Below are 14152 nucleotides of genomic sequence, written 5' to 3'. Positions count from 1 at the left end.
CGGTGAGAGTCCTCACGCCGGGACCCGCACCGGCGGGCGCCTCGGCGGCGACATCCGGTCGAGGAGCACCTCGAGCGGGCCTCGTCCGACGAAGCGAGCCCAGCCCCACGCAGCCAGCACGCTCACGCCGACGAAGAGCGCGAACGGCAGCCAGCCACCGTCGGGGAAGGCCGGGATCACCGGCACGAGCAGGGCGACGTGCGCGACGTAGAGCGAGAGCGCGACCGTGCCGATGAGGGCCAGCGGGCCGAGCACGACGTGTCGGACCCCCCGTCTCGCCCCCGCGATCGCGGTCGCCATGACGAGCCCGTATGCCGCGAGCGCCAGTCCGTTCTCCTGGAGCTGGTCCGTGTGGTCACCGGAGAAGACGACCGGCCAGCCGAGGAGCTCGACCGCGAAGCTCGCCCAGAGCATGGCCATGCCGCCCATGAGGCACCACCACGACGCGCGCTCGTCGTCGAGACCGCGGCGGGCGAGCACGGCACCGATGAGGAAGAGCGGCAGCAGGGTGAGCACGCGGTAGTGGGTGTTGAGCACGAGCCACTCGACGACCGGGTTGCCCGCCCAGCCGGCGGTCGGGGCGGCACCGCCCGCCTCGCCGCCGGCGGCACGCGTGACGGCCTCGATCACGGTTGGCCCGACGAGCACGAGCGCCGCCGCGATGCCGAGCAGCCACCGCGAGCCCAGCAGGACCAGCGGGGTGCCCACGATGACGAGCAGCCCGAGGACGTGCAGGATGACCGCCACCCAGTGGTCGAGCTGCTCGAGGCCGACACCGAGGAGGATGAGCGCCACCCCACGGACGCCCGCACGCGCGAGCCCGCGCGACGTCGACGGGCCGGGGAAGACGAGACCCGCGGCCACCCCCATGACGAGTGCGAACAGCGGCGAGGCGAGGTCGTTGACCTGGAGCAGCAGGAACGTCACCCCCGACGAGACCCGCTCGCTGATGAACGGCAGCGCGTGCGCGACGACCATCGCGACCACGGCGAGCCCGCGTGCGGCATCGAGGCCGAGGACCCGAGGGGCTCGCGAGGGTGCGGAGGTCACACCGACAGGGTGTCAGACGGTCAGCCGGCCGCCGCGACCGACGGGCCGGCCGGATCGAGGGGCGCGACGACGTGGCTCATGCGCGCCCGCCGGAGGAGGCGGTGGGTGCGCTCGTCGGCGTCGACGATGCAGAACGACCGCGACCCGCGGCGCGCTCGGCGCAGGCACTCGACGATGACGCCGAAGCCGGTCGCGTCGCCGATCTCGCACTCGGCGAGGTCGAGGAGGAGGTCGTCGTCACCGTCGTCGACGACGCGGTGCAGGACCATCCGCAGGTCCGGGACGGTGTGGAAGTCGAGCCGCCCGCGCAGCGAGACGTGGTGCCCCGACGAGTCGTGGTGCTCATCGAGTGTGACGATCGTGTGTCGACGGTGATCCACGAATCGCCTCCCTTCCGTTGTCGTCCATTGAACGTGAGACTCGCTCCGGGTCGGGCAAGCCACCGGTAAAGACTCGGCAAAGGCGTCCCAGATACATCTGGCAGGCTCGACCCATGGTCAACCTCACGCGCATCTACACCCGGACCGGCGACGACGGCACGACCTCGCTCGGCGACTTCAGCCGCACGAGCAAGACCGACCCCCGCCTGGCGGCCTATGCCGACGTCAACGAGGCCAATGCCGTCATCGGCGTGGTCCTGGCCACGGGGGCCCTCGGCGACGACGTCCGAGCCGTCCTCACGCGCGTCCAGAACGACCTCTTCGACGTCGGTGCCGACCTCTGCACCCCGCTCCTGGAGAACCCGGAGTACCCGCCGCTGCGCGTGCAGGTCGAGTGGATCGACGAGCTCGAGGCCGACTGCGACGCCCAGAACGCCAAGCTCGACAAGCTCCGCTCCTTCATCCTGCCCGGCGGCACGGTGGCGGCCGCCCACCTCCACCAGGCGACGACCGTCGTGCGCCGCGCCGAGCGCGCGACGTGGGCCGCCATCGACGAGCACGGCACGGAGGTGGGGACCGCCAAGGGTGAGGGCGGGGTCAACCCGACGACCGCGGCATACCTCAACCGGCTCTCGGACCTGCTGTTCATCCTGGCCCGGGTGGCCAACCTCGACGCCGGGGGCGACGTGCTGTGGCGGCCGGGCGGCGGGCGGGCCGAGGCGCCGACCAAGGGTCGCGACGCGCTGGTCGACGACGACCCGACCACCGACGACGACTGACGTCGGGCCCGACCCCGGGCGGCACCAGCCCGAAGCCCCGCTCAGGCTCAGGCGACGTTGACGTTGTAGCCCGGGGGTGAGCTCTCGAGCCAGGCCCGCACCGCGGTGTAGGCCGCGGGGCTCATCGCCAGCTCGTAGTCGAGGGACCTGGAGTGCCCGGTGACGCAGACCGCGTCGGGCGGAAGCCCGGGGACGGCGTCGCCGAGACGCTGCGGGGCGCCGAGGTCGAGGTCGTGCCGCACCCACGAGTGGGCCGGGCGCGGCGACGGGCCGACGACGGAGAACCAGTCGAGCCGCTCCCCCGAGATCCGCGCGAGGCCGAGCCGCCACCGGCTGTGCTCTCCGGCGCTGATCGCGCACAGCATGAGCGGCTTGCCACCGGCGATCCAGCGCCGGCGGAGCCAGACGTAGACGATGAACGCCACGACGAGGGCGAGCGTCACCGCGAGCACCAGCTCGGCGGCGACGATCGGCGTCATGGCGCGACCAGACCCTGAGTCAGTTCGTCAGGCCCGAGGCGTCCACGGCCTCGGCGAGGATGGTCACGCGGTCGTGGTCGACCGAGAGGAAGCCGCCGTCGATGGTGGCGGTACGAACGCCACCCTCACCGTGGATACGGACCTCACCCTGGACGAGGACGCCGAGGATGGGGGTGTGGCCGGGCATGATGCCGAGCTCGCCCTCGATGGAGCGAGCGCTCACCTGGCTCGCCTCGCCCTCCCAGACCTTGCGGTCCGCAGCGACGAGTTCAACCTGCAGGGTGCTCACGATGACGTCCTTAAGTGGGTGGGTGGTCCGCCTAGTTTATCTGCCGCGGGGAACCCGCCAGTACACGCCTCCGCCGACCCGGCCGTTCGCCGCACCGGTCGGCTCACGACAGGTCCAGGGGCGGGTTGCGCCGGAGCACGACGTAGCGGCCGTGCTCGGCGTCGAGCACGGTGTAGCGGGGAGCCACCCAGTCCAGGACGGGGTCCGGACCTCCCACCCTCGTCGACCACTGACCCGAGGGCGCACGCGTGGCGATGCCACGGTGGACGAGCACGCACACCGGCTCACGGTCGTTCCGCTCGAGCCAGGACACCGTCGCCTCGTTGGTCGGGCCGAAGGGCGCGAGCCACAGGATGTTGGTGTCCGCCGGACCGTCCGCGAAGAGGTAGGCGCCGGGCGCGCCGTAGGTGAGCAGGCCCTCCCCCGGTTGCTGGCAGGCCTCGATGGCGCCCCGGACGACGCCGGCCTCCGCCGCCACCGAGTCCCCGGTGAGCAACCCCGCCAGAGGGCCGCTGGTGCGCAGCCGCGCCTCCCAGGGAGGCACGTCCCGGTACGGCTGGACAGCATGGGCGCTGGCGAGCAGGAGGGCTGCCAGCCCGACCCACACCGGTCCGAAGGCCCCGAGTGAGCGGCCCAGGGTCACGGCGACGGCGAGCACCGCCGGACCCACGGCCGCCGCCGGGGCACCCCAGATCGGCGACGACGACGTCACCGCCGCAAGGACCGGAGCCTGGGCCACGAGGGGGACCACGGAGACGGCGAGCAGGGTGCCCGCGAACCGGTCGCGTCGCACCGCGGCGACGACGGCGGCCGGCACGGTGGCCAGCACGACGAGGACGAGGCCCAGCACGCCGGAGGTCATCCCGGAGTCCGGCAGGCCGTCGGCCGGGTCGTGCACCCGGATGGCGACCGCGGCCACCAGCAGCAGCGGGGAGGTCGCCAGGAGCGGGCGGACCCACCGTCCCACGAGCGGGAGCACCCACCGCCGCGGCCACGGAACGAGCGCCAGCAGGCCGCAGCCGGCCGCGGCCAGGACCCAGGGGTTCGCGAGCAGGCCCTCGTAGTAGCTCAGGGCGAAGTCGAGCCGCTCCCCCGGCGGGATCCGCAACGCCTGGTACTTCCGCGTGTAGTCGATGCTGTCGCCGATCGCGCCGAACCCGAAGCCGGCGAGCACGACCAGCCCGGAAACGGACACGGCACCGGCCCCGACGGCGACCCAGCCCACGGTCGCCCACCGCCGGCCCACGATGACGACGACGACGAGGGTCAGCACCGAGGCCAAGATCATCAGCGGGTTGAGCAGAGCACACCCGGCCGCGGCGGCACCGCACAGCAGGCTGCGCCGCCGCCTCGGGCGGACCGCGGTCGACGCCCCCGCCGCGCACCCCACGAGGAGCAGCAGGCCGGGCGCCGTGTTGTAGGACACCGACACGAGGTTGTAGGGCTGCGGGACGAGCGCACACAGGACCGCCACGGCGGCGAGCCCGACGGAGACGTGGTCACGCACGAGCCGGTGGACGACGGCCCCCACCGCAGCCGCGAGGAGGACGAACCAGATCCGGGACGCGAGGACGATTCCGGTGGTGCCGACCGCGTGCTCCCAGAGCCACACGAACGGGGCCGCCGGGAGCGCACCGAGCACCTGCACGTTCATCTCGTCCCTGAAGGGGACGTCGCCGTGGGCGATGCGCTGCGCCAGCTCGACGTGGTGCGCGCCGTCGGCCAGGTCGAAGCCGACCGCCGCACGCAGGCAGGCCGCCACCAGGACGAGCGACCAGAGAAGACGCGACCGCCGAGCACGTGGGGTGCTCGGCGGTCGCGCCAGGGTGGTCACGCGGACCTCGGGTCCGGTCAGAGGTTCTTCTGGATCTCCGCGGCCTGACGCTCGACGTCGTCGAGGCCACCGCACATGAAGAACGCCTGCTCGGGGAAGTGGTCGAAGTCGCCGTCCGCGATCTTGGTGAAGGCCTCGATCGTGTCGGCCAGCGGAACCGTCGAACCCTCGATGCCGGTGAACTGCTTGGCGACGTAGGTGTTCTGGCCGAGGAAGCGCTGGATGCGCCGCGCCCGGTTGACGAGGATCTTGTCCTCCTCGGAGAGCTCGTCGATACCGAGGATCGCGATGATGTCCTGCAGCTCCTTGTTGCGCTGGAGGATCTGCTTGATCCGGACCGCGGTGCTGTAGTGGTCCTCGGCGATGTAGCGGCGGTCGAGGATGCGTGACGTCGAGGTCAGCGGGTCCACGGCCGGGTAGATGCCGAGCGAGGCGATCTCTCGGGAGAGCTCGGTCGTCGCGTCGAGGTGGGCGAAGGTCGTCGCCGGGGCCGGGTCGGTGTAGTCGTCGGCCGGCACGTAGATCGCCTGCATCGAGGTGATCGAGTTGCCTCGGGTCGAGGTGATGCGCTCCTGGAGGGTGCCCATCTCGTCGGCCAGGGTGGGCTGGTAACCCACGGCGGACGGCATACGGCCGAGGAGGGTGGAGACCTCGGAACCCGCCTGGGTGAAGCGGAAGATGTTGTCGATGAAGAGCAGCACGTCCTGGTTCTGGACGTCGCGGAAGTACTCGGCCATGGTCAGGGCCGAGAGGGCGACGCGCAGACGCGTGCCCGGCGGCTCGTCCATCTGGCCGAACACGAGGGCGGTCTGGCCGAGGACGCCGGCCTCCTCCATCTCGACCATGAGGTCGTTGCCCTCACGGGTGCGCTCACCGACACCGGCGAACACCGAGACACCACCGTGGTTGCGAGCAACGCGGGCGATCATCTCCTGGATGAGGACGGTCTTGCCGACACCGGCACCACCGAACAGGCCGATCTTGCCGCCCTGGACGTAGGGGGTCATGAGGTCGATGATCTTGATGCCCGTCTCGAACATCTGCGTCTTCGGCTCGAGCTGGTCGAAGTCGGGCGCCTTGCGGTGGATGCCCCAGCGCTCGGTCACCTCGAAGGTCTCGCCCTCCTCGAGGTTGAGCACCTCACCGGTGGCGTTGAAGACCTTGCCGAGGGTGGCGTCACCGACGGGAACGGTGATCGGGCCGCCGGTGTCCTGCACCTTGGCGCCGCGGACGAGGCCGTCGGTCGGCTGCAGCGAGATGGCGCGGACCATGTTGTCGCCGATGTGCTGGGCGACCTCGAGGTTGAGGTTCTTGTCCTCGCCGCCGAGCGCGACCGAGGTCGTGAGCAGGTTGTACTGCTCGGGCATGGCGTCCGCGGGGAACTCGATGTCGACGACCGGGCCGATGATGCGCGAGACCCGGCCGATGCCGCCGGGCTCCGGTGCGACGTACGCAGTGTTGTCACTGACAGTGGCAGTCATGGGTTTCTCTCTCACTTGCTCTCGGCCAGGGCGCTGGCGCCACCGACGATTTCGCTGATCTCTTGGGTGATCTCCGCCTGACGGGCCTGGTTGGCCAGCCGGGTGTACTTCTTGACGAGCTCCTCGGCGTTGTCCGTCGCGGACTTCATCGCACGCTGGCGGGCGGCGAGCTCGGAGGCCGCCGCCTGCAGCATCGCGTTGAACAGGCGCGAGTTGACGTACTTGGGGAGCAGGGCGTCGAGGACCTCCTCGACGTTGGGCTCGAACTCGTAGAGCGGGAAGAGCTCCCCCTCGGCGGGAGGCTCGGTGCCCTCGACGATCTCGAGGGGCAGCAGGCGGATGACCTCGGGCTCCTGGGTCACCATCGACACGAAGCGCGAGTAGACGATGTGCACCTCGTCGACGCCACCCTCGGTCTCGGTGTCCTTGAGGAAGTCGTCGACGAGCCGGATCCCGATCTCACGGGCTCGCTCGAAGGCGGGCTTCTCGGAGTCACCGGTCCAGTCGGCGGCGAACTCGCGTCCCCGGAAGGAGTAGTAGCCGACGGCCTTGCGGCCGAGGAGGTACGGGACGGGCTCCTTGCCCTCGTCGCGCAGGCGAGCGAGGAGGCGCTCGGACTCCTTGAGGACCGACGAGCTGTAGGCGCCGGCGAGTCCGCGGTCCGAGGTGATGATGACGACCGCCGCGCGGGTCACCTTCTCCTTCTCGGTCGTGAGGACGTGCTCCTCGTTGGAGAAGGTCGCGACCGCCGACACCGCACGGGTGATCGCCCGGGCGTAGGGGGTCGACTCGCGCACGGCCTGCTGGGCCCTGACGACGCGAGCAGCGGCCATGAGCTCCATGGCACGCGTGATCTTCTTCGTCGCGCTGACGGAGCGGATGCGCTGCCGGTACTCCCGGATCTGCGCTCCCATAGGTTTCCGCCTTTCGTGGTTTCTGGTGCTGCGTGAAGTCTGTGGTCTGGATCGTCGTGGCGTATGCCGTGCCGTCGCCTCGGGCGACCGGCCGCCGGGTGGGCACCGAGGGTGACCACCCGGCATAGGGTCAGCGCTTCTGCTTGACGATCTGCTCCTGGGCGGAGTCGAGGGCGTCGTCGCCGCTCTCGGCCTCGTCACCGATCGGGACCGCCTCCTTGTTGGAGGGCTCGAAGCCCTTCTTGAAGGAGTCGATCTCGGCCTTGAGGGCCTCCTCGGTCGACTGCTCGAACTTGCCCGTCTCGCGGATCGCCGAGAGGAGGTCGCCCTTGCTGCGACGCAGGTGGTCGAGGAACTCGCCCTCGAACCGGCGGATGTCCTCGACGGCCACGTCGTCGAGCTGGCCCGTGGTGCCGGCCCACACGGAGACGACCTGCTCCTCCATCGGGAACGGCGCCGACTGGGACTGCTTGAGCAGCTCGACGAGGCGAGCACCCTTGGCGAGCTGGGCCTTGGAGGCCGGGTCGAGGTCGGACGCGAACATCGCGAAGGCCTCGAGCGCACGGAACTGGGCGAGGTCGAGCTTGAGTCGACCCGAGACCGACTTCATGGCCTTGGTCTGCGCAGCACCACCGACTCGGGAGACCGAGACACCCACGTCGACCGCGGGGCGGACGTTGGAGTTGAACAGGTCTGCCTGGAGGTAGATCTGGCCATCGGTGATGGAGATGACGTTGGTCGGGATGTAGGCCGACACGTCACCGGCCTTGGTCTCGATGATGGGCAGGCCGGTCATCGAGCCCGCGCCCAGCTCGTCGTTGAGCTTCGCGCAACGCTCGAGCAGGCGGGAGTGCAGGTAGAAGACGTCACCCGGGTAGGCCTCGCGGCCCGGCGGGCGCCGCAGGAGGAGCGACACGGCGCGGTAGGCCTCGGCCTGCTTGGACAGGTCGTCGAAGACGATGAGGACGTGCTTGCCCTGGTACATCCAGTGCTGGCCGATGGCCGAGCCGGTGTAGGGGGCGAGGTACTTGAAGCCGGCGCTGTCGGAGGCGGGGGCGGCGACGATGGTGGTGTACTCCATCGCTCCGGCGTCCTCGAGGGTGGCGCGGACCGACGCGATCGTCGAGCCCTTCTGGCCGATGCCGACGTAGATGCAGCGGACCTGCTTCTCCGGGTCGCCGGTCTCCCAGAACTCCTTCTGGTTGATGATCGTGTCGACCGCGACCGTGGTCTTGCCGGTCTGGCGGTCACCGATGATGAGCTGGCGCTGGCCGCGACCGATCGGGGTCATGGCGTCGACCGACTTGAGGCCGGTCTGCAGCGGCTCGTGCACCGACTTGCGCTGGACGACCGAGGGCGCCTGGAGCTCGAGCGCGCGGCGCTCGTCGCTCTGGATGTCGCCGAGGCCGTCGATCGGGTTGCCGAGGGGGTTGACGACGCGGCCGAGGTACCCGTCGCCGACCGGCACGGAGAGGACCTCGCCGGTGCGCTTGACCTGCTGGCCCTCCTCGATCTTGGAGAAGTCACCGAGGATGACGACACCGATGTTGTGGACGTCGAGGTTGAGCGCCAGGCCCAGCGTGCCGTCCTCGAACTCGAGGAGCTCGTTGGTCATGGCCGAGGGCAGACCCTCGACGTGGGCGATGCCGTCACCGGCGTCGCTGACGCGGCCGACCTCTTCGCGGGAGGCCGCGCCGGGCTCGTAGGACTGGACGTAGGTGTCCAGCGCGTCCCGGATCTCCTCCGGACGGATCGAGAGCTCCGTCATGTGATCTCTTCTCCTCGGTTACCAGCCCCCGGTGGGGGCCGAAGCTGTGTGGTGTGTCTTGTGGGCTGTTTGAGATGTGGTCGAGCGGTGCTGCGTATGCCGTGTGGTCCGGTCAGCCGGACAGGTCGCGACGGACCGCGTCGAGACGGCGCACGACGGTGCCGTCGACGACCTCGTCGCCGATCTGGACCCGGATGCCTCCGACGACGCTCGGGTCGAGCACGTTCTGGAGCGTGACCGGCTTGCCGTAGATCGAGCGCAGGGCACTCTTGAGCCGCGACTCCTGACGCTCGTCGAGCGGGACGGCCACCGTCACGAGGGCGCTGAGCTCGTCCCGACGCTCGGAGGCCAGCTTGAGGTAGGCCTCGAGCACCCGGTCGAGGCGCCGGCCCCGGCCGACGCGCACGGCCTGCTCGGCGAGACGGATGGTCTCGGGCGCGGCCTTGCCCTGGAGCAGGCTGCGCACCACTCCGGCCTTGCCCTCGGAGTCGGTGTTGCGGCTCGAGAGCGTGTCGCGCAGGCCGGTGTCGCCCGCGACGATGCGCTCGAACCGGAACAGCTCGTTCTCGACGGTGTCGATCCGACCGGCCTTCTCGGCGCTGGCGAGCAGTGCTCGGACGGCGAGCGCCTCGAGGGTGTCGCTGAGGTCGCCCTCGGAGGACCAGCGCTGCGCGACGACCTCACCGGTCACGGTGTTGGCGGCCTCGCTGACCTTGCCGCCGAAGATGCGGTCGGCCAGGTCACGCTTGGCCGACCCCTCCCTCGACGGGTCGGCGAACGCCCGGCGCAGCCCGCTGTTGCCCTCGATCGCCGTGGCGATCGAGAACAGCTCCTCGGACAGCGCGGCGCGGTCGACGCCGTCGAGGGCGGCGGCGAGGGCCTTGTCGGCCGCCGCCCGTGCCGCGCGGGACGAGCCAGCCATCAGGCGTCCCGTCCTGCGGAGCCGTCGGGGCCGAGGTCGAGCTGACCCTGTGCGGGCTGGTCGGCAGCCGAGGAGTCGGCCGCCGCAGCGGTGGTCGCGCCGACCTTCTCGGGGCGGACCGAGCCGCTCTCGAGCTCCGCGAGGAAGCGGTCGATCATGCCCTTCTGACGGACCTCGTCCTCGAGGGACTCGCCGACGATGCGGCTGGCGAGGGTCGTCGAGAGGGTGCCGACCTCGGAGCGGAGCGAGACCACGGCCTGCTGACGCTCGGCCTCGATCTGACGCTTGGCCGACTCGGTGATCCGGCTCGCCTCCGCCTGGGCCCTGTCGCGCATCTCGGTGACGATCGAGGCGCCCTCGGCGCGCGCCTCCTCACGGATGGCGTTGGCCTCGGTGCGGGCCTCGTGCAGCTGGGCTTCGTACTGCTGCTTGGCGGCCTGGGCCTGGGCCTGGGCCTCCTCGGCCTGCTCCATGCCGCCCTCGATGGCTGCACGGCGCTCTTCGTATGCCTTCTCCAGGTTGGGGACGACCTTGGTCGACACCACCCAGTAGAGGATCCCGATCATCACGAGGCCGAAGATCAGCTCGGGGATGTGCGGGATGAGCGGCATCTTGGCGCCCTCGGCCGTGGCCAAGGAAACAACCGACGATGCGGTGGCGGTGAACTGCACGGGTACTCCTAGTGCTTCGTGCCGGATCTCAGGATGGTTGCGCCGCTAGGGCGTCGGTCAGGCGCCGGGGACGAAGTAGAGCACCAGGCCGAAGATCGCGAGCGCCTCGGCGAGCGCGAAGCCGAGGATGGCGATCGGCTGCAGGAGGTTGCGTGCCTCGGGCTGACGAGCCACACCGTTGATGTAGGCGGCGAAGATCAGGCCCACGGCGATGGCCGGGCCGATGGTCGCGAGGCCGTAACCGACGAGCGAGAGGTTGCCTTCCACGATGATTCCTCTTTCGTGTTTCTGGGGGTCCCATCCGGCGGTGTGCCGGGTGGACGTTCATGGGTGATGTGCGGTGGTGCTATTGAGTTGTGGGTGGAGCAGTCAGGGGCCGACGGGGCTGGGACTCAGTGGTCGTCGGCGAGCGCCCCGGCGATGTAGCTCGCCGAGAGCAGGGTGAAGACGTAGGCCTGCAGAAACTGGACCAGCGCCTCGAAGACGAACATGGCGGCGGCCATGATGAACGTCGGGACCGAGAGCAGCTTGAACACGACGCCCTGGGTGAGGAAGAACGCGCCCGCGCTCACGAAGAGCACGATGAGCATGTGCCCGGCGAACATGTTGCCGAAGAGTCGCAGGGCGAGCGTCAGCGGGCGGGTGATGAAGTAGGTGATGAACTCGAGCACGAAGATCGCCGGCTTGATCCAGCCCGGCAGGCCCGGCGGGACGAGGTGCTTGAAGTAGCCGCCCAGACCCATCTTCTTGATGCCGATCCAGTGGTAGACCACGTAGACCACGAGGACGAGCGCGATCGGGAAGCCGATGCGACCCATCGTCGGGTTCATGACCGGCGGGATGATCCCGAACCAGTTGTTGATGAGGATGAGCGAGAAGAGGCTGAACAGGAGCGGGACGTACTTGAGGAAGTGCTTGGTCCCGATCATGTCGCGGGCGACCCCGTTGCGCGCGAAGTTGTAGAAGCCCTCCATGAACCACTGGCCCTTGGACGGCACGATCGCGGCGTTCTTGGACAGCGCCACCATGACGACGCTCAGCAGGACGACCGAGATCCCGCCCCACACCATCTGCTCGGTGATCGCCCAGTTGCCCTCACCGACCAGCGGGAGCCAGAAGATCTCGGGAGTGGGGGTCTCGAACCCCTCGCCACCCTCAGCGGCGACGACGGCGGTCGTGGTCCCTGCAGCAAGCGCAGTCAGGATCACAGGTGGTTCTCCTCGTTCATGGTGGTGGCGGCACCCTGCAATCGCGGCTCGAACGCGAGTCGCTTGCAGTCGATGGTCAGGGGCGTCACGTCGTACCGTACCGGAGCCAGATGGTGTAGAGCGACAGGGCCATCCCGGCCAGGATGCCCAGCACGACGATGAATCCGGTGCCCAACAGGTGGTCCAGACCCCAGCCGATCGCGCCGAAGACGGCGGGTCCGGTGAGCAGGTAGGCGATGACGGTGGCACCGAGCGCGTCGGCCCGTGCGGTGGCGCTGGGGAGCTCGGGATCGTCGTGCCACTTCGCGAACGGCTCGTGGCCCTCGACGCCCTTGGGGAGCTTGCGGTCGTCGGTCATGAGGCGGCTCCCCGGTCGAGCGATCCGGGGGCGATCTCGTGCCGGGCGCGGACGTATCCGGCGATCTGGCCGACCTGCATGACGACCGTCTGCGCGATGGCCGAGAGGGCGAAGGGGCGCCCGTCGAGCCAGTCCACGCCGCGCAGGGCGAGGACGGCGGCGACGACGAGGATGAGCTGCCCGAGGTAGACGACGCCGGCGCCGGCCATGGAGGTCGCGGCCGGGCCCATGACGACAGCGGTGATGCCGAGCAGGCCCACGGTGAGCACGACGAAGACGAGCGTGGCACCGGCGAGAGCCGACAGCGCGGCCTGCTCGCCGGCATACGCCCAGAAGGCCGTGGCCAGGACGGGAAGGGCGACCATTCCGGGGACGAGAGCACCTCGCAGCATCATCCGGACCGGGGTCCGTGGCGCGGGGTTGGTGGTCACTGGGAGCTCTCCATCGAGGTCGTTCCGGGGCTTGTGAAAACTATCACAAGCGTTGTGGCAGAACCAACTGGCCGACCCGCCGGGCGTCCCGTCGTCCATGACCGGCGCCGAATACACTTCCCGCCATGAGACAGCGGCTTCTGGTCGGCATGGTCTGCGCCGACGCCGCACTCCTCGCCATCGCCTTCGTCATCGCCGCGGTGATGCGCTTCGGCGACCACCCCTTCGCCGCCTCCGTCCTGGCGCAGACGCAGGGACGCGGCCTCACCCAGATCTTCCTCATCTCCATCGTCAGCGCGGTTCTGGGCGACGCGCTCGTCGCAGCCGTCATGCCCCAGGGGCCGCCGCGGCCGACCTACGCGCGCGGCGCCATCGGTGCCCTCTTCGCGTTCCTCGCGCTCACCGCGATGATCGTCCTGCTGCGGCCGTACTACTCGCGCCCCCACCTCTTCACGACGCTCGGCATCTGGGTGGTGCTCGTGCTGGTCGCCCGCCTCGTCCTCCGGCTGCGTCCGTGGACCGAGCGCCTCGTCATCGTCACCTCCGCGGAGTCGATCGTGCGAGAGCTGGACGAGACCCCGCACATCAGCGTCGTCGGCGTCATCGACCCCGAGGCCACCGGTCCGCTGCCGGCGCCGCCCCCGGACACCGTGCTCACCGTGGACCTCAGCGCTCGGTGGTCCCGCGAGGTCACCGCCTACGTCTCCGCCACCTCGGTGGCCGGGCGCGAGGTCCGACCCCTCAACGAGGTCTACGAGGAGCACACCGGGCGGGTGCCGCTGGGCCACCTCTCCGAGGGGTGGGAGATCGAGACCTCGCTGCTGCGCAAGCTGCCGTTCCTGCCGTTCAAGCACGCGGTCGACCTCGTCCTCGTCGTCCTCACGATGCCGTTGTGGATGCCGGTCGTCGCCCTCGTGGCGGTGCTCGTGCGGGTCGTCGACGGGACGCCGGTGATCTTCCGTCAGGTGCGGGTGGGCCGGCGCGGCCAGATGGTCGAGCTCTTCAAGTTCCGCACGATGCGCGCCGACGCCGAGGCGCACGGCGCCCGGCAGGCCACCGGCGACGACCCCCGCATCACTCCCCTGGGCCACTTCCTGCGCAGCGTGCGCCTCGACGAGCTGCCCCAGTTCTTCAACGTGCTGCGTGGTGAGCTGTCCCTCATCGGGCCCCGGCCCGAGCAGGTGAGCTTCGTCGAGAAGTACCGCGACGCGATCCCCTTCTACGACCAGCGCCACCTCGTGCGCCCCGGCATCACGGGCTGGGCGCAGGTCCGCCACGGCTACGCGGCATCGGAGGAGGAGACGATCGAGAAGCTCTCCTTCGACTTCTACTACCTCAAGCACATGTCGCCACTGCTCGACCTCGAGGTCCTCGGGCGCAGCGTGTGGACCGTGCTGTCGGCCTCCGGGACCAAGCCCAAGGCGCGGCCGTCGGCCGAGGAGGCCGCCGCGCTCGAGCAGGAGGCCGCCGAGCAGGCGGCCGACGACCGCCGCACCCGTCGCGGGCGCTCAGCCAGCTGACGCCGGGGAACCGTTTTGCGGGGACGGCGGGAAACCGGTCCCGAACAACGGAACTGTTCCCTTGCTCC

General features: G+C 70.1%; 16 protein-coding genes. 2 read left to right on the top strand and 14 right to left on the bottom strand.

The window, feature by feature from the left end; translation table 11 throughout:
• Positions 1 to 12: 12 nt before the first annotated feature.
• Both LL946_RS13435 and LL946_RS13430 read right to left on the bottom strand, forming a co-directional pair.
• The gene (locus LL946_RS13435; RefSeq protein WP_404381438.1) at positions 13 to 1050 is read right to left on the bottom strand and encodes an acyltransferase family protein; all 1038 of its coding nucleotides are present in this window, start codon (positions 1048 to 1050) and stop codon (positions 13 to 15) included.
• A 20-nt stretch (positions 1051 to 1070) separates the two neighbouring features.
• Complete coding sequence (locus LL946_RS13430) at positions 1071 to 1430, bottom strand: STAS domain-containing protein (RefSeq protein WP_404381436.1); 360 nt, start codon at positions 1428 to 1430, stop codon at positions 1071 to 1073.
• Positions 1431 to 1543: 113 nt separating this feature from the next.
• Between LL946_RS13430 and LL946_RS13425 the strand changes: the two genes are divergently transcribed.
• Positions 1544 to 2209 (top strand): cob(I)yrinic acid a,c-diamide adenosyltransferase, encoded by a 666-nt coding sequence (locus LL946_RS13425; protein ID WP_404381434.1) that lies wholly within the window; start codon positions 1544 to 1546, stop codon positions 2207 to 2209.
• Between the two features lie 47 nt (positions 2210 to 2256).
• On the opposite strand, the gene LL946_RS13420 is transcribed toward LL946_RS13425, so the two are convergent.
• The 12 genes from LL946_RS13420 to LL946_RS13365 form a co-directional block, all read right to left on the bottom strand.
• Complete coding sequence (locus LL946_RS13420; RefSeq protein WP_404381430.1) at positions 2257 to 2688, bottom strand: DUF2550 domain-containing protein; 432 nt, start codon at positions 2686 to 2688, stop codon at positions 2257 to 2259.
• Positions 2689 to 2707: 19 nt separating this feature from the next.
• The gene (locus LL946_RS13415) at positions 2708 to 2977 is read right to left on the bottom strand and encodes a F0F1 ATP synthase subunit epsilon (protein ID WP_404381428.1); all 270 of its coding nucleotides are present in this window, start codon (positions 2975 to 2977) and stop codon (positions 2708 to 2710) included.
• A gap of 103 nt (positions 2978 to 3080) precedes the next feature.
• Positions 3081 to 4811, bottom strand: coding sequence for a hypothetical protein (locus LL946_RS13410; protein ID WP_404381426.1), 1731 nt, complete (start codon positions 4809 to 4811; stop codon positions 3081 to 3083).
• A 17-nt stretch (positions 4812 to 4828) separates the two neighbouring features.
• The gene (gene atpD / locus LL946_RS13405; protein ID WP_404381425.1) at positions 4829 to 6292 is read right to left on the bottom strand and encodes a F0F1 ATP synthase subunit beta; all 1464 of its coding nucleotides are present in this window, start codon (positions 6290 to 6292) and stop codon (positions 4829 to 4831) included.
• Positions 6293 to 6303: 11 nt separating this feature from the next.
• Complete coding sequence (locus LL946_RS13400; protein WP_404381423.1) at positions 6304 to 7206, bottom strand: F0F1 ATP synthase subunit gamma; 903 nt, start codon at positions 7204 to 7206, stop codon at positions 6304 to 6306.
• Positions 7207 to 7336: 130 nt separating this feature from the next.
• On the bottom strand, positions 7337 to 8974 hold the full coding sequence (gene atpA, locus LL946_RS13395) for a F0F1 ATP synthase subunit alpha (RefSeq protein ID WP_404381421.1): 1638 nt from the start codon (positions 8972 to 8974) through the stop codon (positions 7337 to 7339).
• Positions 8975 to 9086: 112 nt separating this feature from the next.
• The gene (locus tag LL946_RS13390; protein ID WP_404381420.1) at positions 9087 to 9896 is read right to left on the bottom strand and encodes a F0F1 ATP synthase subunit delta; all 810 of its coding nucleotides are present in this window, start codon (positions 9894 to 9896) and stop codon (positions 9087 to 9089) included.
• Positions 9896 to 10507: a F0F1 ATP synthase subunit B gene (locus LL946_RS13385; protein ID WP_404386897.1), complete on the bottom strand. Its 612-nt coding sequence runs from the start codon at positions 10505 to 10507 to the stop codon at positions 9896 to 9898. Before LL946_RS13385 ends, LL946_RS13390 begins: the two co-directional genes overlap by 1 nt.
• Positions 10508 to 10624: 117 nt before the next feature.
• Entirely contained in the window at positions 10625 to 10834 is a 210-nt protein-coding gene (locus tag LL946_RS13380; protein WP_035950488.1) for an ATP synthase F0 subunit C, read from the bottom strand.
• A gap of 125 nt (positions 10835 to 10959) precedes the next feature.
• Positions 10960 to 11775 carry a F0F1 ATP synthase subunit A gene (gene atpB / locus LL946_RS13375; protein WP_404381419.1) on the bottom strand — a complete coding sequence of 272 codons (816 nt, stop codon included), beginning with the start codon at positions 11773 to 11775 and terminating at the stop codon, positions 10960 to 10962.
• Positions 11776 to 11860: 85 nt separating this feature from the next.
• Positions 11861 to 12133 carry a hypothetical protein gene (locus tag LL946_RS13370; RefSeq protein WP_404381417.1) on the bottom strand — a complete coding sequence of 91 codons (273 nt, stop codon included), beginning with the start codon at positions 12131 to 12133 and terminating at the stop codon, positions 11861 to 11863.
• Positions 12130 to 12564, bottom strand: coding sequence for a hypothetical protein (locus LL946_RS13365; RefSeq protein ID WP_404381415.1), 435 nt, complete (start codon positions 12562 to 12564; stop codon positions 12130 to 12132). Before LL946_RS13365 ends, LL946_RS13370 begins: the two co-directional genes overlap by 4 nt.
• A 125-nt stretch (positions 12565 to 12689) precedes the next feature.
• Here LL946_RS13365 and LL946_RS13360 point away from each other — a divergent pair, with 125 nt between their 5' ends.
• Positions 12690 to 14084: a sugar transferase gene (locus LL946_RS13360; RefSeq protein WP_404381413.1), complete on the top strand. Its 1395-nt coding sequence runs from the start codon at positions 12690 to 12692 to the stop codon at positions 14082 to 14084.
• Positions 14085 to 14152 lie beyond the last annotated feature (68 nt).

This window comes from Knoellia locipacati, assembly GCF_044791685.1.
Lineage (GTDB): Bacteria > Actinomycetota > Actinomycetes > Actinomycetales > Dermatophilaceae > Knoellia > Knoellia locipacati_A.
The sequence above is the reverse complement of the archived record's forward strand: the minus strand, read 5'-3'. Positions and strand labels throughout refer to the sequence as shown.